Below are 17,884 nucleotides of genomic sequence, written 5' to 3' on the forward strand. Positions count from 1 at the left end.
AACCGGGACAAAGGAACCGTCATCATGTTACGAGTCATAACGGCAATGGGCGCCGCCATTTTTTTTGCATGTGCCACGGCAGCGCATGCCGCGGTTGTCATCGCCGGCACGCGCGTTGTTTTTCCCGCGCCGGCGCGCGATGTGTCCCTGAAAGTGGAGAACAAGGGAAAAGAGCCGGCCCTGGTCCAGGCGTGGATCGACGATGGCGACGAAGCATCCTCGCCATCCACGGCGCGTGCGCCGTTCGCGATCACGCCACCTGTCTTCCGGATAGATCCGGGACAGGCGCACACGCTGCGCATCGTGCATGCCGGGGACGACACGCCCAGGGAAAAGGAGAAACTCTACTGGTTGAACGTTCTTGAGATTCCACCTAAACCGTCCGATGCGGAAGGCAAGAACATCCTGCAGTTCGCCTTCCGTCACCGGCTCAAATTGTTCCATCGGCCCAAGGGCCTTTCCATGCCGCCGGAACGTGCCGTCCCAAGCCTGCGCTGGTCCATCGAGGCCGAGGCCGGGAAGGCGCAACTACGTGTCGACAACGCTTCGCCCTACCACGTCTCCTTCAACGCGATCGGCGTTTCGCCGGCCGTGACGGCGAGTGGTTCGCACGCCCTCGGGGGAGGCATGGTCGGCCCCGGCGCATCCGCGCGTTTTTCCCTTCCCGATGCCGCAAGCCGCCTGCGCGACATGAAGGTGGACTTCGTGACCATCAACGATTTCGGCGCCGCCATTCCCGGCTCCGCGGCCGTCGAACCGTGAGCCCGATCGCATGCCCATGCCGTTCGAGGGTGCCGCGGGACGGGTCGCGTGCCGTGCACTCGGGGGGTGGCTGATGACGGCCAGCTTCGCCCAGGCCCAGGATGCCGCGGTCGTCTTCGATTCCGCCTTCCTCCAGGCCGACGACGCAGCGGCCCTCGATATGTCGCGCTTTGCGCGCGGCAATCCGGTGCTGCCCGGACACTACGACGTCGACGTCTGGATGAACGGAGAATGGCAGGCGCGCAGGCCGGTCCGGTTCAAGGCCTGGGAAGATCGTGCCGACGCCTCTCCTTGCATCGCGCACGACGAGCTCCTCACGTATGGGCTCGATCCGGCCGCCGCGTTGTCCGTGGACGATGACCCGTGTCTTCCCCTGGATCGGCGCATGGCTTCGGCGGCGACGCGATTCAACGTGAGCGAACAGCGCCTTGACATCGAGGTGCCGCAAGCCGCCATGTCGCGCCAACGCCCGGGTGTCGTGCCGCCGGCGCAGTGGGACCATGGCGTAACGGCGGCCCTGCTAGCGTGGCGCGCGAGCCTGCGCCACGCGGCCTCCTCGCAGCGCCGCGACACCTCGGCGAATGTCGGCGCCGACGCCGGCATCAATGCCGGAGCGTGGCGGTTTCGTCACGCCGGTTCCTGGGCGGGAAGGCGATACAGCCATCGCCATGCCTATGTCGAACGGCCCGTGGCCGGATGGCGCGCCCAACTGCGTGCCGGTGCCTTTCCACTGGCGGACGACATGTTCGCGCCTGTCCGGCTACGCGGCGTTTCGCTCGCCAGCGATGCGCGCATGGCCTCCGATGCATTGGGTGGATATGCGCCGCGGGTGAAAGGCATCGCGGCCAGCCATGCCATCGTCCGGATCACGCAGAATGGCGTCCTGCTGCGCGAACTCGCCGTACCGCCGGGCCCTTTCGACGTGGACGATTTGTATGCGGCAGGACGCGGGGGCGACATCGAGGTCGACATCGAGGAACACGGCAAACACCGGACATTCCGCGTGCCGTACTTTCCGGTACCCGAACTCCTGCGCGAGGGCCGCACGGCGTACGCGCTCAATGCCGGGCGCGGAGTCGTCGCCAGCGGGCGCTCCCCGGGTATCGTCCAGGCGAGCTGGCGGCACGGATTTCCTGGCGACGCAACGGTTTATGCCGGCGGCCGCCTGTCGCGCGGAAGTGCGTCGTTGCTCGTGGGCGGAGCGTTGGCGACGCTTGCAGGAGCCTTCTCGGCGGACGTCACCCGCTCCCGCTTGCCGGGAGGCGGGCGTAGCGTGCTCTGGCGCATGCGACACGGCAGGCAGTGGGCCGGCGGAACCCTGGTGTCGCTCGGTGTTGCGCAGGGGCGCGACGATGCTTCCCGGTCACGTTCCATGCGACGCATCGACGTGCTCGTGCAGAAAGACCTCGGCAGGCGGGGCATCCTGGCCGTGAATGCCTCGCACGTCGGCCGTGGGCGGGGCGGCACCCTGGAGCAGGCGATGTCGTGGGCCTGTGGGTGGGGTAGCCTCAACATGGACGTCGCGCTGAGGCGGTCGCTGCGCGGCGAGGCCTCCGGCAGGTACAGGGATACTTCCGGGCAGTTGAGTATGTCCATGCCGTTGGGCACGCCTGCGTCCGCTGCGAACCTGCACGCGACAGTTCACGGCGCCGGGCACGCATCGGGCGCGCGCCTGGGTATCCATGGAAGCGCCGGAGAAACGATGGACGCCCAGTACGGGGTGGCGGTGGGGCGGGACAGCGGGCAAGGGAACCGCATCGACGCATCGCTTTCCCGGCGCCTGGCCGGTGGCGAAGTCATCGCGACGATCGAGAGCTCGCCATCGACGCGGGCCGCCTCTCTGTCGGCATCGGGCGGTCTGGTCTTCCACCGCGGGGGCGTCACGCCGGCCCAGCGGCTGGGTGACGCGGTCGCGCTCGTCCAGGCCCGCGGCGCGCAAGGTGCTGGGGTCACGGGAGGCACGGACGTGAGGATCGACCGGCGCGGTTATGCGGTCGTACCTTATCTGACGCCTTACCGCTGGAACGCCATCGACCTCGACCCGGCGGGTACCTCCCTCGATGTCGGCTTCGTATCCACCCATCGCCGGGTGGCACCCACGGCTGGGGCCGTCGTTTCCGTGACATTCGAGACCGAACTGGCGAAGACCGTGCTGGTGACCGGACGGCTTTCGGACGGACGTCCTCTGCCGTTCGGCGCCGAGGTCCTGGACATCGAGGACCGTTCGGTGGGTCTCGTGGGCCAGGGAGGGCGGATCTTCCTGCGCACGGAACTGACCAGCGGCCAGTGGACGGTGCGCTGGTCGGGCGATGCGGCCAGCCAGTGCGTCCTGCACCTTCAGGCAGGTACGCCCACCGCCGCCGGCGATCCGCGGCTTACAGGAGTATGTGAATGAACAGAACGAAAGTAGTTGCCGTGGCCTGTGTCATGGCATGCCTCGACGCCCGAGGCGATGACCACCTCGAATTCCAGGTTCAGGGAGCCATCACGCCGTCCTGTGGGCTCGTCGCCGAGCGCATTCGCATCGATCTTGGTTCGGTGCCGGCCGGGGAGCTCGGCTCGGTGGGCTCCGCCAGCCCGTGGCATCGCTCCCGTTTCACGGGGATGGACTGCATCGGGGCGACCCGCGCGTCCGTCACCCTTCGCGCCACTCCCCACGCGGGCGACCCCCGTTACCTCGCAGCCGTCGGTGAAGCGCGGGGCGTCGCCATCGAGATGCGATCGGCGGGCGGGCAAGCCCTGCCGCCCGATGGTACGACCCCGGTGGACTTCACCTGGGATGGCGGCCACCCCGAACTGGGATTTGAAGCCCGCTATGTCCGTGTCGGCGCACTGCAGCCCGGCACCGCGGGCGCCACGGCCCAGATCCAGATTCTCTGGGAATGAAGGCTGCGGACCTACGCGGCCCGTCGGGCCCGATCGGCGCGAGATGGTTTGCCAGCCGCCCGGCCTTCGACGAAACTATCCGGTCACAACCCGCCCGCGCATCCCGCGCCGGCTCGCTATGATGGGCGGGTACACGCATACGAGGTAAATCCATGGCACGCGGCATCAACAAGGTCATCATCGTCGGCAACCTCGGCGCGGATCCGGAAACCCGCTACACCGGCAGCGGCACGGCGATCACTTCCTTGCGCATCGCCACCTCCGAAGCCTGGACCGATAAGCAGAGCGGCGAGAAACAGGAACGCACGGAGTGGCACCGGGTGAAGCTGTTCGGCAAGCTCGCCGAGATCGCGGGCGAATACCTGAAGAAGGGCCGCCAGGTTTATATCGAGGGCTCGCTGCGCACGGACAAGTACACCGACAAGGATGGCGTCGAACGGTATTCCACCGACATCATCGCCAACGAGATGCAGATGCTCGGGGGCCAGGGTGGCGGTGAGGGCGGCGGTTTCGCCGGCGGCCAGGGCGGCAGTCGTCCGCAGCAGTCGCGCGGCGCCGCAGGCGGCGGCCAGGGTGGCGGCGGTGGTGGCGGCAACTGGAACAGCGGTGGCGGCCAGCAGCGCAGCGGCTACGCGGGTGGCTCGCGCGGCGGCGACGATCACGACCAGCAGCGCGGCGGCAACGCGCCGCAGCGTTCGGCGCCGCCGGCCAACGAAGGCTTCGACGACGACGATATTCCTTTTTAGGACATACCTTAGACCGTCTTCGTACGGTTTTGACTTACAAGCCCCCGATTTGTCGGGGGCTTTTTCTTTTTCAAGACTGGACAATTTCGTAGTAGCGCGCGGATGACGGCTTAGGTTGTCGTCGACGTTGGGGGACGCTGGGTCATGGCTGTTCGGTGAATCGCAAGACAGCTAGCTCGCTGGGGGCGCAAAGAACAGCTGGCGCAAGGCGTGGCCCGGATCGGGGGCACGCATGAAAGCCTCACCCACCAGAAAGCCATGAATGCCTGCATCGCGCAGCCTACGCACGTCCTCGACGGTGTGGATGCCCGATTCGGAGATCATCGTCGTGTCTGCGCCAATGGCGCCCATCAGTGCCAGGGAGGTATCCAAGGACGTCTCGAACGTACGAAGATCGCGATTGTTTACCCCGATCATCGTCACCGGAAGCGCCGAAGCAGCGTCCAACTCGGCCGCATCATGGACCTCCACCAGGACATCCAGGGTCAGCGCCTTGGCGCACTGCGCAAGTTCGGTCATTCGCCCCACATCATAGCCACCGGCGCCATCGGCGAAGGCGGCAACGATGAGCAGGATGCAATCGGCGCCGATCGCGCGCGCCTCATAGACCTGGTAGACATCTACGATGAAGTCCTTGCGCAGGATTGGCAAGGAGCAGGCGTCATGGGCCTGGCGAAGATAGTCCTCATGGCCTTGGAAGAAGGACGCATCGGTGAGCACCGACAGACACGTCGCGCCGGCCGCCTCATAGCTGCGCGCTATCTGGATCGGATCGAAGTGTTCCCGAATGAGGCCCTTGCTCGGGCTGGCCTTCTTGAGCTCGGCGATCACGGCGGGCTTCCCGCTCGCGATCTGCGCGCGGATGGCCGTTGCAAAACCTCTGGTCGGCGCCTGATCGGCACCTCGCGCTGTGAGTTGCGCGAGGGATACCGCCTGGGTACGGTCGCGAATCTCTTCTTTTTTCCGTGCAAGGATGCGCTGAAGAATGTCAGACATGCAGAAGATCTCTGTGGTTGGGTACGTGGGGAGTCGGCCGACTACGGATCGTTGTCAGCGGTGGCCTGGGGGGCCTGGGGGGCCTGGCGCGCGCGTCCTCAGCTGGGCGAACGAGGGATCAGGTGCTGAGGCGGCGCGGTGAGGAAATCGATCCCCGCCAGCCCTCCGCTTCCGATGGTTCGACCTCACGGAGGAAGGCGTACAGGTGACGGACCAAAGCCTCATGGATCTTACCGGTGCGTGCATTGGGCGCAGACTGAAATTCCGCCAGCACCAGCTCAGTGATGGTGTGTTCATGCCCGTTATTGTCTGGTTAAATTACAAGGCGTATGCAGGTGAGTACCCACCAAACCCCGGAAGGTTGTCGGCGCCACGCACCGCGTGTCGGGCCAGCTGGACGAGGACCTTGTCACCGGCCAGGTGTCCGTAGGTGTCATTGACCCGTTTGAAGTGGTCGACGTCGCAGGGGATCAGCGACATGACCGTCATCAGCAGCGTAATCACTATGCCCAGGAAACGCGTGGCGAAGATGTCCCGGGTCGGCTTCAGGTTCACCAGGGACCGCTGGCTGTGCTCGGGAAATAGAGGAGAAGCCCAAGCGCAGCCGAAAAGCCCGCGCAGCGAGTTCCAGCCGGTAGCGTCCTAACGAACGCTTCTTTCGATGTTGTTGGTGCCTCTAAGGCCGTGCTTCCAGCACCATGTTGAAGGGGGTTTCCGCCGCACGACGGAGGCGGTGGAAGCCGCCGGCATCGACGATCACGTTCCGCAGGCGGGCCTCACCGGCCTGCGCACCTAGTGCCGGCCCATTGCGTGCGAGCGACACCGGGACACAGATCATCGACGATGCCGCGTAGTACACGCGGCCCACCGGATTGAGATTATCCGCCGTGCTGTCGCCAGCATAAGGCTCCACGATCATGCAAGTGCCATCATCCTTCAGTGCACTTCGGGCATGGCGCGCGGCGCCGTCGGGATCGGCCATGTCGTGTAGGCAATCGAAGAAGGCGATAAGGTCGAAATCGCGTTCCTTGTAGCTCGTGGCATCCGCCTGCTCGAACGTGACGTTCTTCAAGTCCGCCTCTTTCGCCCGCTCACGGGCGACCTCGATCGACGGTCCGTGATAATCGTAGCCGACAAACTGCGAGGCGGGAAACGCCTTGGCCATGAGCATCGTGCTGACGCCGTGGCCGCAACCGATGTCGGCAACCTTGCCGCCACGGCCGAGCTTTTCCACCACACCATCGAGCGAAGGGAGCCACTCGTCCAGCAGATGAGCGTTGTAACCGGCACGGAAGAAGCGCTCCGTACCGTGGAAAAGGCACGGATGGTGTTCGCCCCACTCCATGCCGCCACCGCTTCGAAAGTTGTCGCGCACACGTGGGTAGGCATGGAAGAGGGCAAGCACAACCTCATACGCGCCGGGCAGGTCGACCGGGCCAGCGGGGTCGGCAAGGCACGCCGCCTGTTCATCGTTGAGTCTGTATTTGCCCGACGCCGCATCGAAATCGACATAACCGCCGGCCGCCTGGTTACCCAACCATTCGCGCATGTAGCGCTCGTGGGTGCCAGTGCGCGCTCCCAGCTCGGCGGGTGTCAGGGATTCCTTTGCGAGCGCCTTGTAGAGGCCGAGCTCGTCACCGAGCAGCACAAGCGCCGCGCTGTTTGCGGCACCGAGATCGGCGATGGCCTTGCCGAGAAATGCATCGAGTTTTTCTTTGTTGACGGACATTATTAAGCGTGCTCTACAGCCTGGGGAAGAGGTGAACACTACGAGCTTACCTTGGTGGTTTCAAGGTCCACGCGCAACACGGTCAGTGCGTCGTAGCCCGATCGGTCTCGCTTAGTTGGCGGAGCTCGGTGTAGACCTGCAACGGCGTGCGAAACCCGTTGCCATGGACTATGCGGGTCGGCGAAATACACTCTTGCGCAGCGCTTCAGAGATACGCTCAAGCGCCTTGCTGAAGCCTTCCAGCGCATCGGAAGCACTGGCACGGGTCATCTTGGCAAGGACGACGAATCCGCTGGTGCGTTCGACTAGCGCACGATCGAGCTTCAGATACCTCTTAGTGTTGCCATCGCGATCAATGGTTGTCGTGCAAGGAGTGCTTCAGGTCGCGCATCTGGTCGTGTCCCGTCTTCACCGACACATACGCCTCGTTGATCGCCGAGCGCGTACCCGCCGTCACCTCGTTGTCCTTCAGCGCATCCTCGTACTTGTGCTTGATGTGGTCTTCGCCGCGTTCGACTTCGTCGACGACCGCCGTGTCGTCCTTCGAACTCATCTTCGCCCGCAGTTCGACGAACATGCGGTGCGCTTTCGCGAGGACGCTGCCGTCATCCTCGGGCTTCCCGCCCAGCGCGCTCACCTGCTGCCGCAGACGCTGCGCTACCTGACGGCGCTCCGCTGCGCGCTGCTGGAAGAGGGCGGCGTAGCGGGTGTTTTCCGCATCCTTCGCGGCCTCGCCATAGCCCTCGGCGCTGTCGATCGTCGTTTCGATCAGGGTGTTCAGGACCTTGATGTCGTGGTCGGTGCTCGTGCTCATCGTCGTGGCTCCTTGTGACTCATGGGGAGTCGTCTTGGGAACACCAGCTTCGCGGCCGGGGCGTGCACAGGGCCGTGAAGACCGCGTCTCGGCGGCCACTACAAATCCGGTTCGTTCATTCAGGCGAGGCGGGGGCATACTCTCGTCTCACGCTAAAGTTACGGAGTGGTCCCATGGCATCCAACCGCCGCGCGCTGGTCACCGGTGCATCCGCCGGTATCGGCGAAGCTTTCGCCCGTGAGCTTGCCCGTCGCGGCCACGATGTCGTCCTCACGGCACGTCGCGCCGATCGCCTTGAGGTATTGGCGAAGGAGTTGCGCGAGCGCCATGCCATCGAAGCGATCGTCGCCCCGCTGGACCTTGCGAGGGCTGACGGGCCGGAGGCTCTGGTGACGGCGCTGGAAGCGCAGGGCTTGTCTATCGACGTGCTGGTGAACAACGCCGGTTACGGCGTGCCCGGTTACCTGGAGGACCAGCCGTGGGAGACCCACGCGGCATTCATTCAGGTCCTCATGACAGCGCCCACCGAACTGGCCTGGCGCCTGCTGCCAGCCATGAAGGCGCGCGGCTACGGCCGGATCCTGAATATCGCGTCGCTTGCGGGTCATCTTCCCGGCTCGGCGGGGAACACCTTGTACGCAGCATCCAAGGCTTACCTCATCAAGTTCTCGCAATCTCTTGCGCTCGAGTGTGACGGCACCGGCGTGCATGCAACGGCGGTGTGCCCGGGATTCACCCGTTCCGAATTCCACGACGTCACCGGTTCGCGCGAACTCGTCTCGAAAATGCCCGGTTTCATGTGGATGGATGCGCCTACCGTCGCACGGCAGGGGCTCGACGCGGTGGATGCCGGCAAGGCTGTCTACGTGAACGGCCGGGTCAACCAGGCCATCAAGACGATGTTCAAGCTGCTGCCGGACGCATGGGCCCTGAAGATGGTGCAACGGCAAGGCCGACGGTTCCGTACGGGGCCGCACCGCGGGTAATCCGTTACCCGTGACCTTTGGCATACGCCTGATCCGGCGCCTGGGGCTAGCCTCGTCCGGTTTGCGGTGCCTCCCGCGCCGCCCTGCCGTCACGGGGACCATCGATGTCGACCAAACGTAACGCGGCGCTTACCGGCGCCGTCCTTCTCGCCCTGATCGGGGCTTCCGCCGCAGCCGCGGCGGTGACCACCGACGATTACAACCGCGCGGCCTCGTTCCTCGCCAACAACACCATGCCGCTCGTGGACCACTCGGTCCAGCGCGTCACCTGGATCGACGACGGCCATTTCTGGTATCGCGACCACGACAAGGACGGCGATCAGTTCCTGAAGGTGGACGCCGCCACCGGCACGGCCACCCGCGCCTTCGATCGCGACAAGGTCGCCGCCGCGCTCTCGTCGGCTACCGGCAAGAAGGTGGACGCGGGCAAGCTTCCCGTCACCGGTTTCGTCGTGAGGCCCGACGACGGCCTGGACATCACCTCCGGCGGCAAGGATTACGTGTGCGACAAGGCCATCGGCAAGTGCGAACTCGCCGCGGTGAAGAAGGATGCCAACGGCAAGGACTACGGCAGCGAGCCGGGCATGAAGTCGCCGGACGGCAAGTCCGAGGCCTTCATCCGTGACTGGAACCTGTGGGTCCGAGATGTCGCCACGGGTGCCGAAACCCGGCTCACTACCGATGGCGTGAAGGACTACGGTTACGCCACCGATAACGCCGGCTGGAAGCACACCGACGAGGCGATCCTTGTCTGGTCGCCGGATTCGAAGAAGATCGCCACGTTCCAGCAGGATCAGCGCAAGACCGGCGAGATGACCACGGTCAGCGTCAATGTCGGGCACCCGAACGTGAGCACGTGGAAGTACCCGCTGCCGGGCGACAAGGACGTGACGATGATCGAGCGCGTCGTGATCGACGTGCCGACGAAGAAGCTCGTCCGCTTCAAGATGCCGGCCGACCAGCATCGCTCGACGATTTGCGACGACGTCTCATGCAGCCCCGGCGTTTGGGACGACGTGCGCTGGGCCGCCGATGGCAAGAGCATCGCCTTCGTGTCGACCGCGCGTGATCACACACAGGAGTGGCTCCGTCTCGCAAACCCGGAAACCGGCGAGGTGCGCACGGTTTTCGACGAGAAGGCAAAGACCTATTTCGAAGGCGGCAACGACAAGGCCAACTGGCAGTACGTGCCCGAGACCGATGAGGTGATCTGGTTCTCCGAGCGGAGCAACTGGGGCCACCTGTACATGTATAGCCTGAAGACCGGCAAGCTCGAGCACCAGGTCACCCAGGGCGACTGGAACGTCACCCAGGTGCTCCACGTCGACCCGAAGACGAAGACGATCTGGTTCCGTGGCGTCGGTCGCGAGAAGGGCGTCGATCCGTACTACCAGAAGTTCTACAAGGTGGGCTTCGATGGCAGGGGCCTGACCCTGCTCACGCCGGAGAATGCCGATCACAGTGTGTCCATGTCGAAAGACGGCACGTACTTCTTCGATTCGTATTCGACGATCGACACGCCGCCGGTGGCCGTGGTGCGCCGCGCCGACACCGGCGCCACGGTGAAGGAAATCGCCCGCGCCGACATCTCGCGGCTCAAGGCCAAGGGCTGGGTGCCGCCGACCGCGTTCACGGTGAAGGCGCGCGACGGCAAGACCGACCTTTACGGCCAGATGTTCAAGCCCACGAACTTCGACCCGTCGAAGAAGTATCCGCTCGTGGTCTACATCTATCCGGGTCCGCAGACCGGGTCGGTGCGCACGCGCAGCTTCGTCCCGTCGCATGGCGACAACCAGGCGCTGGCCGAACTGGGCTTTGTCGTCGTCGCGGTGGACGGCATGGGTACGCCGTGGCGTTCCAAGGCCTTCCATGACGCGTATTTCAAGAACATCGGCGACAACACGCTGCCCGACCAGGTCACGGCAGTGAAGCAGCTGGTGAAGAAGTACGCGTGGCTGGATGGCGATCGCGTGGGTATCTGGGGCCACTCCGGCGGCGGCAACGCCACGGCGACCGCGATGTTCCGTTATGCCGACGTCTTCAAGGTCGGTATCTCCGAGTCGGGCAATCACGATAACCGCAACTACGAAGACGACTGGGCCGAGAAGTGGCAGGGTCTCCTGGTCATGGGCAAGGATGGCAAGTCGAATTACGACGACCAGGCGAACCAGAAGTGGGTGTCGGGCCTGAAGGGCCACCTGATGCTGGCCCACGGTACGTCGGACGATAACGTTCCGCCGTACGAGACCTTGCTAGTGGTCGACGCGCTGATCAAGGCGAACAAGGACTTCGACCTGGTGCTGATCCCGAACGCCCACCACGGCTACGGCACCGCCACGCCGTACATGACGCGTCGTCGCTGGGATTACTTCGTGCGCTACCTCAGGGACGAGACCCCGCCGAAGGAATTCGAACTGACGTCGATGACTCCCCCGGGTCATTGATGAAAAAAACCCCGCTCTCGCGAGCGGGGTTTTTTTTCGCCATGCGCCAAGAACCTTTTCTATGCCGTCACCGGCACGAATCGCATCGCCGCTGCGTTCATGCAGTAGCGCAGTCCGGTAGGGTCCGGGCCATCGTCGAAGACATGGCCGAGGTGCGCATCGCAGCGCGCGCAGTTCACCGCCGTCCGCTCCTCGAGGAGGCTGCTGTCGGTCTTCTCCGTGACGTTGCGCTTCGAGATCGACTGCCAGAAGCTCGGCCAGCCCGTTCCCGAATCGAACTTCGTCGCCGAGTCGTAGAGCGCGGTGTCGCAGCCGATACAGCGATAGATGCCGTTCTCGTGGCGATCCCAGCCCTCACCCGTATAGGGGGGCTCGGTACCGTCGTGCCGCGTGACGTAATAGGACTTGGTGCCTAATCGTGCCTTCCACTCGTCGTCGGTAAGGACCACGCGCGGCTTCACGCAGGTGCCTAGCGACTTCTTGTCGTTGCCGAAGCAATCAAGGGTGACGTCGCCGCGTTTCGGCGGCGGCACGTCGGCGGCCGCCGCGGGCCGCGTGGTGCGCAGGATGAAGGGCAGGGAAGCGGCCGCGGCCACCGTGGCGGCCAGCACGCCCAGGAAACGCCGGCGGTCGGGATCGTTGCGCATATTGCCTCCGGAGGTGAGAAAGGGGCCAGAATCACCGGGAGTCGGATCCCTCGGGTGACTCTGACCCCTTCTAAGACCGGGGCACGGCTATCGGGATTACACCCGGGGTGTCATCAGTCGTCCACCCAGTGGCAGCGGCGCTCGGTGTTATAGCTGGCGTTTTTGTCCTGATGGCTTTTCTGGATGCGGTTTCCTGCATAACCGCCGCCAACGGCGCCTGCGACCGTGGCCAGGGTCTTGCCCTTGCCCCCGCCGACCTGGTGACCGATGAGGCCACCCGCGACGGCTCCCACGCCCGTGCCGATCAGGCGATTGTCGTCCTTCGAGTTGATCTGCTTGACCTCCACGTCCTCGCAGACCTGGTGCTGGCTCCGCCGGGCCTGCGCTTCGGCCGGCGGCGTGTTGATGGCGGCCGTGCTGGCGAGGGCGATCGCGGCGACGGCGAGCAGTGGGCTCTTCATGTCGGGTCCTCCTTCTCGGTGGCCTTCAGGGATACCTCCGGCCTCGTGATGGACGGGTCAATCCCGGGATCCATGGCGGGTCGCGTCGACATGGCGTACGGCCGCGGTTTAATTGGCGTGCCGCGGACCCCTGCGACGGCCTCGGTCAACTCGGCGCCCAGCAACAGGATCAGTGCGGAGTAATAGACCCAGACCAGCAGCACGACCACGCCGCCCGCCGGGCCGTAAGGGCCGCCAACGTTGCTGCGGTCGAGGTAAACGGCGATGGCGAACTTGCCGATGGCGAAGAGCAGGGCGGTGAGCGCGGCGCCGATCATCGCGTCGCGCCATTCGATGATGGCGTCCGGCAGCACCTTGTAGATGGCGCCGAAGATCAGGACGAAGACGCACAGCGAGATAGCGATCTCGAGGACCTGCCAGCCCGTGGTGCCCCCACGCACGAAGACGGCGATGAGTGCGCTGGCGGAGAAGGACGTGACCAGCAGGAAGGCCAGCGAGAGCAGCAGGCCCAGGGCATGCATGCGGGCGCGCAGCCAGCCGAGGATCGCGCCCTTGGTGGAGCCGGGACGAGGCTGCAGGCTCCATACCCGGTTCAACGCACCTTGTAGCTGGGCGAAGACGGCGGAGGCGCCCACGAGGGTGACGCCGAGACCGATCACGCCGGCCATGCTGCCCACGCTGGGGCGCTCCCTGGCATTCTGGATGACCAGTCGCACGGCCTCGGAGGCCCGGGGCCCCACCAGTCCGTTCAGGCTGTCCACCAGTTGCGCCTGCCACTCCGGACGAAGCGAGGCGACGATCCAGAGCAGGAGGACCAGCAGGGGTGCGAAGGAAAGCGCCGAGTAGAAGGCCAGTGCCGCGGCCCGGGTCATCAGCTCGTCGTCGCTGAAGCCTTTCGCGGTGATCTTGACCACTCGCCAGGCCATTGCCAACCTCGAATCCACGATCCCGCCTCCGTGGTGCATGCCGCGCCAGCTTCATGGCAGCGGCGCGAAAGAAACGTGGACTCAGGCCATGTGCATCCGGGCGATGGCGTCAGGAATGCCATCCGCGCCGGCTACCTCGACCACCCGCTCGCCCATCGCGAAATCGCCGATAAGTTCATGCGCCCACGTGCTGTGGTAAGGCATATACACGCCCCAGCCACCGAGTTCCACCACCGGCGCGATATCCGACTTCAGGGAGTTGCCGACCATGGCGAAGCGGTCCGGCGCCACGTCGAATTCGGCGAAGAGCCGTGCATAGGCGGCCGGATCCTTCTCCGACACGATCTCGATGCGATGGAAGATGCCGGCAAGGCCGCTGCGCGCGACCTTGTATTCCTGATGGAAAAGGTCGCCCTTCGTGATGAGCACGACGCGATGCGTGGCCGCGACCGCCGTCACCGCGTCGCGGATACCCGGCAGGAGCTCGACCGGATGGGAAAGCACGTCCTTGCACAGGCGGACGATGCGGTGGATATCGTGCGCCTCGATGCGGCCATCGGTCAGGTCGATGGCCGATTCGATCATGGATAGCGCCATGCCCTTCGCGCCGTAGCCGAACAGCGCGATGTTGCCGCGTTCGGTGGCGAGCAGGGCATCCCGCAGGCCCTGGCTACCCAGGTCCACGTAACGACCCAGGATGGCTTCGAACGTCTCCTGGGCCTGGTCATAGAACTCCTGGCTACGCCAGAGCGTGTCGTCGCCATCGAAGCCGACAAGGTCGATCATGAGGTGGAATCCTGTAGGAGCGCGCCATGCGCGCGACGCCGTTGGCGGAAAATCCCAAGACTGGCGCGAAAAGCTGTCGCGCGCAAGGCGCGCTCCTACATGGCGGAGAGCCGCCGCCTCAGAACGCGATGCTGGTCTTCAGCCCCAGCACGAACGCGTTGTCGGTCTGCTTGCTGCCGCCAGGATCCTTGATGTACTGCAGGTTCGGGCGAATGGCGATCGAAGCGATCGGTGACCAGCTGTAGAACACCTCGGCCACCTTCTCGTAACCGTCGTTGATGATGCCTTCCTCACCGGGATGCGTCGCATTGAACAGGCGCTGGTTCTTCGCCGCGTAGCCGCTGGCGTGGGTACCCGCGATGGCGGCGCCCACGAAGTCGTTCGGACGGCCGAAGATACCCTTGTATTCCATGCCCAGTGCGATCTGGTTGTTGGTGGGCGAGGTTGCATGGTCCGCAGACGTGATATTGAGGAACACGGTGGTTCCCCTACCGCCTGCTTCGCCGGATACCTGCTGCTGGAAAGTGATCCAGGCGCCCTTGCGCGAACTGCGCTGCAGCGGCTCGCCGCCTGCGGTCGCGAGTGGCTGGCGATCCTGGTTGAGGTAAAGGTCGTTGCCCTTGGACGTGTTGTACCAGACGCCCGCGCGATACGAACCCGGCAAGCCGCCGATCGCCGGCTTCCAGCCGAATTCCAGCGGGATCAGCGCACCCGTGGTGCCGCTGGGGAAGTCCAGGTCAAGGCCGCGACGGCGCGCGTAGGAATCATCGACGTACTTCGGATTCACCTGGTAGGCGGCGATCTGCACGAAGGTGTCGTTTGTCGTGTTCAGTTTGAGCACCGTGGCCCAGAGACTGGTGGGCCAGTTGACCCAGTAGTCGCCGACGATGTTGCCCGGCTGCGCACCGCAGAAACTCAGGTTCATGAAGTCGCACGAGAAGTTATTGATGTCCTCGCCGACAGGCATGCGGCCGATCTTCCAGCTGAGCCGGTCGTTGAAGAACTTCTGCTCCAGCTGGAACATCGTCAAGTGCCAGGTCTGGCCGCGGCCGTACACTTCCTGGATAAGCTGGTTGTTGCCGATGTTCGCGTCGGCGCCGATGTCGCGTCCGTTGCGGTCGGTGACGATCAGCTTGAAGGTGGCGCCGTGCCATCCCCACAGCTTGTCCAGATCCAGCGCGGTCCCAAACTTCCACTGGTCGGTATAGCGTGTGATGCGGCGATCGCCGCCCGAATAGTTGTGCGCGGCTTCGAAGCCGTAACCGAAGTCGAACGTCACACCCTCGTCGGCGAGGCGTGTGCGGGCGCCGTTCCAGTCGCCGAACAGATATTTGCTACCGGACGCATCGTCTGCGTGGGCGAAACTCGCGCTGAATGCGGCGCAGGCAAACATGGCTACTGCAAGAGGGCGCCTGATAAATGGATTACGCATGTATCTTCTCCCTGAAGACAATATGTTACGTTTTTTGATATGTCGTTTTTGATTATCCAAGTTGCAATGCACCATGTTGTTCGTGCATACAACCGCAGCATCATAGTGGTTTGTCGTACTAATAACGGCCCATGGCGAACTTACGACGCTGTCTTCGCGTCGGTGGTCACGCAGCGCGGTACAAGGACATTTTGTCGCATGAGAAACCACTCAAGTTTCACGCGCAAAGGCGTTCATCGCGCGTGAAGAGCACGACGACTTTGCCGAACTTGCGTCGGCGTTGATTGAAAGGGCTTACCGCGACAGTCCGGACTCGGCTGCCAGCCAACCGCGGCGCCCTGGGCTATCCGGCTCCCGAAGCGGTCACCAGCCGGGCATAATGCGCGTCCGGTCCCCTTAAGAGTTTTCGCATGCCATACGATCGCAGCTGGACGGGCTACGGCATGGTGGGCGCCCTGGAAACAGGCGCCATCGCCCTGGTCGTGGGCATCGTCGTCTACGGGCTGTTGCGTGCCTTCGCAAAAAACAGCGGATGGAGCCATGGCAAGGAACTGGGGGTCGCCTATGCCTTCGCCGTGGTGCTCTCGGCTGGCCAGGACCTGTGGGACCTCTTCTACTTCAACACGGCGCCCTTGCAATCGCTGACCCTGCTGAAGCTGAAGCTCGCGGCCGTGCACGACCCGGATGCGATCGGCCTGCGAGTGTTCTTCGAGTTCGTGGGCGCGCTGGCCGGCGTGTGCATCGGCTGGGCGATGTTCTCCGGAGGCCTGAAGAAACTTTTCAACGCCGTCCGTCATCCCTGATGTTCAAGGCCAGCCTCATGCAGGAGGACCTTTCAGAGGATGGGGTCGAAGAGGCGGGCGACATGCAGCGCCACGCGGCGGAAGTAAGCGAGCCGGCGGTAGTCGTTCGGATTGACTTCGTCGCTGTTGGCGAAGTCGTCCTCCAGCATGGCTTCCACGGAAAGCGCGAACGCCCGGTCGACGTTCAGCGCGGCGATCTCGAAATTGAGACGGAAGCTGCGGTTGTCGAGGTTCATGCTGCCGACCACGGCGGTATCGTCGTCGATAAGCATCACTTTCTGGTGCAGGAAGCCTTGCCGGTAACGGAAGATGCGGATGCCCGCCAGGGTGGCTTCATGCGCGTACAGCGTGGACGCCATGAACACGGTGCGATGGTCCGGGCGGCAGGGGATGAGGATGCGCACGTCCACCCCGCGGAACACGGCCAGCCGTAGCACACCGAAGACGGCCTGGTCGGGAACGAAGTACGGCGTGGTGATCCACACCCGCTTCGTCGCGGCCTGGATCGCCTGGGTGAAGAAGAGGGAGCAGCTTTCCTGGCGATCGGCGGGGCCGGTGGCGACGATCATCGTCGCCGCGCGTCCGCAACGTTCGGGCGGCGGCGACGAGGGCGGGCGTTCGCCGGTGACCCAATACCAGTCTTCCGCGAACACGCGTTGCAGGTCGGCGACGGCCGGGCCTTCGATCTGCATGTGCGTGTCGCGCCACGGTGCCAGCGGCGGTTTCATGCCCAGGTATTCGTCGCCCGCGTTGAGTCCGCCGACGAACCCGCGTACGCCGTCCACCACCAGCACCTTCCGGTGGTTGCGGAAATTGAGCTGAAAGCGGTTACGCCAGCGCCGCGTGGCGAAGCGCCGTACGAGTACCCCGCCAGCACGCAACCGGTCCACGTAGCCGTCGTCGAGCGCGTGGCTTCCAATGCTGTCGTATAGCAGGCAGACCTCGACGCCGGCCGCCACCCGTTCGAGCAGCGCGTCGCGCAGCCGGCGCCCCAGCACGTCGTCGTGGATGATGAAGAACTGCACGAGCACGTAGCGCTCGGCGCGCGCGATGGCGGCGAACATGGCGGTGAACGCGGCCTCGCCATCCACGTGGAGGAGCAGGGCGTTGCCATCGTGCATGGCCGTCTGCAGCATCCTTCCGATAGCGTCGTAGCGCGGGTCCTGCACGGGCATGGAATGCGCCAGCAGGCCCAGCTGCCCATGATGCAGCGCTTCCTCGTGGAGCATGAAGAAGCGGGCCTGGCGCTGGCGGTGCAGGTCGACGTAGCCGCCGAAGTGGCTGGCGCCCAGGAACAGATAGGGCACCAGCGTGACGTAGGGGAGCAGCACCAGGCCCAGCACCCAGGCGAAGGCGCCTTGCGCCGTGCGCGTATGCATCACCGCATGCATGGCGGCGAATACACCCGCGATGTGCAGGCAGAGCGCCGCGATGGCGACCAGGCTGGCGATCATGCGCGCCCGGTC

General features: G+C 64.6%; 17 protein-coding genes and 1 pseudogene. 7 read left to right on the forward strand and 11 right to left on the reverse strand.

Annotation, left to right across the window (positions count from 1 at the left end; translation table 11 throughout):
- Positions 1-24 precede the first annotated feature (24 nt).
- From VGM71_RS08000 to ssb, 4 genes are all read left to right on the forward strand, one after another.
- Positions 25-762 (forward strand): fimbrial biogenesis chaperone, encoded by a 738-nt coding sequence (locus tag VGM71_RS08000; RefSeq protein ID WP_331543777.1) that lies wholly within the window; start codon positions 25-27, stop codon positions 760-762.
- A 10-nt stretch (positions 763-772) separates the two neighbouring features.
- Positions 773-3,157 (forward strand): fimbria/pilus outer membrane usher protein, encoded by a 2,385-nt coding sequence (locus VGM71_RS08005; RefSeq protein ID WP_331543779.1) that lies wholly within the window; start codon positions 773-775, stop codon positions 3,155-3,157.
- A complete protein-coding gene (locus VGM71_RS08010; RefSeq protein ID WP_331543781.1) occupies positions 3,154-3,648 on the forward strand; it encodes a fimbrial protein in 495 nt (164 codons plus the stop codon). The genes VGM71_RS08005 and VGM71_RS08010 overlap by 4 nt, the downstream gene beginning before the upstream one ends.
- A 152-nt stretch (positions 3,649-3,800) precedes the next feature.
- Complete coding sequence (gene ssb, locus VGM71_RS08015) at positions 3,801-4,394, forward strand: single-stranded DNA-binding protein (protein ID WP_331543783.1); 594 nt, start codon at positions 3,801-3,803, stop codon at positions 4,392-4,394.
- Positions 4,395-4,565: 171 nt separating this feature from the next.
- Here the strand turns inward: ssb and trpC are convergent, their stop codons facing one another.
- The 5 genes and pseudogenes from trpC to VGM71_RS08040 all read right to left on the reverse strand — a co-directional run bounded on the left by trpC (position 4,566) and on the right by VGM71_RS08040 (position 7,933).
- A complete protein-coding gene (trpC, locus tag VGM71_RS08020) occupies positions 4,566-5,390 on the reverse strand; it encodes an indole-3-glycerol phosphate synthase TrpC (RefSeq protein ID WP_331543786.1) in 825 nt (274 codons plus the stop codon).
- A 318-nt stretch (positions 5,391-5,708) separates the two neighbouring features.
- Entirely contained in the window at positions 5,709-5,945 is a 237-nt protein-coding gene (locus tag VGM71_RS08025) for a diguanylate cyclase (RefSeq protein WP_331543788.1), read from the reverse strand.
- Positions 5,946-6,066: 121 nt separating this feature from the next.
- On the reverse strand, positions 6,067-7,119 hold the full coding sequence (locus tag VGM71_RS08030) for a class I SAM-dependent methyltransferase (protein WP_331543790.1): 1,053 nt from the start codon (positions 7,117-7,119) through the stop codon (positions 6,067-6,069).
- Between the two features lie 146 nt (positions 7,120-7,265).
- A pseudogene (locus VGM71_RS08035) lies at positions 7,266-7,428 on the reverse strand (IS30 family transposase); the annotation flags it as partial.
- A 43-nt stretch (positions 7,429-7,471) separates the two neighbouring features.
- Positions 7,472-7,933 (reverse strand): PA2169 family four-helix-bundle protein, encoded by a 462-nt coding sequence (locus tag VGM71_RS08040; RefSeq protein ID WP_331543793.1) that lies wholly within the window; start codon positions 7,931-7,933, stop codon positions 7,472-7,474.
- Between the two features lie 173 nt (positions 7,934-8,106).
- Here VGM71_RS08040 and VGM71_RS08045 point away from each other — a divergent pair, with 173 nt between their 5' ends.
- Positions 8,107-8,919 carry an SDR family oxidoreductase gene (locus VGM71_RS08045; RefSeq protein ID WP_331543795.1) on the forward strand — a complete coding sequence of 271 codons (813 nt, stop codon included), beginning with the start codon at positions 8,107-8,109 and terminating at the stop codon, positions 8,917-8,919.
- A 104-nt stretch (positions 8,920-9,023) separates the two neighbouring features.
- Positions 9,024-11,363, forward strand: a complete 2,340-nt coding sequence (locus tag VGM71_RS08050; protein WP_331543797.1) for a S9 family peptidase — start codon at positions 9,024-9,026, stop codon at positions 11,361-11,363.
- Positions 11,364-11,422: 59 nt separating this feature from the next.
- On the opposite strand, the gene msrB is transcribed toward VGM71_RS08050, so the two are convergent.
- The 5 genes from msrB to VGM71_RS08075 form a co-directional block, all read right to left on the reverse strand.
- On the reverse strand, positions 11,423-12,010 hold the full coding sequence (gene msrB, locus VGM71_RS08055) for a peptide-methionine (R)-S-oxide reductase MsrB (protein ID WP_331543799.1): 588 nt from the start codon (positions 12,008-12,010) through the stop codon (positions 11,423-11,425).
- A 113-nt stretch (positions 12,011-12,123) separates the two neighbouring features.
- On the reverse strand, positions 12,124-12,471 hold the full coding sequence (locus VGM71_RS08060; protein ID WP_331543801.1) for a glycine zipper 2TM domain-containing protein: 348 nt from the start codon (positions 12,469-12,471) through the stop codon (positions 12,124-12,126).
- Positions 12,468-13,415 (reverse strand): YihY/virulence factor BrkB family protein, encoded by a 948-nt coding sequence (locus tag VGM71_RS08065; protein WP_331543803.1) that lies wholly within the window; start codon positions 13,413-13,415, stop codon positions 12,468-12,470. Before VGM71_RS08065 ends, VGM71_RS08060 begins: the two co-directional genes overlap by 4 nt.
- Before the next feature lie 63 nt (positions 13,416-13,478).
- Positions 13,479-14,183: an HAD family hydrolase gene (locus VGM71_RS08070; RefSeq protein WP_331543805.1), complete on the reverse strand. Its 705-nt coding sequence runs from the start codon at positions 14,181-14,183 to the stop codon at positions 13,479-13,481.
- A gap of 118 nt (positions 14,184-14,301) precedes the next feature.
- Entirely contained in the window at positions 14,302-15,576 is a 1,275-nt protein-coding gene (locus VGM71_RS08075; protein WP_331543807.1) for a carbohydrate porin, read from the reverse strand.
- A gap of 449 nt (positions 15,577-16,025) precedes the next feature.
- On the opposite strand from VGM71_RS08075, the gene VGM71_RS08080 reads away from it, so the two are divergent.
- Positions 16,026-16,418 (forward strand): hypothetical protein, encoded by a 393-nt coding sequence (locus tag VGM71_RS08080; RefSeq protein WP_331543809.1) that lies wholly within the window; start codon positions 16,026-16,028, stop codon positions 16,416-16,418.
- 32 nt (positions 16,419-16,450) lie between these two features.
- Here the strand turns inward: VGM71_RS08080 and cls are convergent, their stop codons facing one another.
- Positions 16,451-17,872, reverse strand: a complete 1,422-nt coding sequence (gene cls / locus VGM71_RS08085; protein ID WP_331543811.1) for a cardiolipin synthase — start codon at positions 17,870-17,872, stop codon at positions 16,451-16,453.
- Between the last annotated feature and the right edge of the window lie 12 nt (positions 17,873-17,884).

This window comes from Luteibacter sp. (genome assembly GCF_036499525.1).
Taxonomy (GTDB): domain Bacteria; phylum Pseudomonadota; class Gammaproteobacteria; order Xanthomonadales; family Rhodanobacteraceae; genus Luteibacter.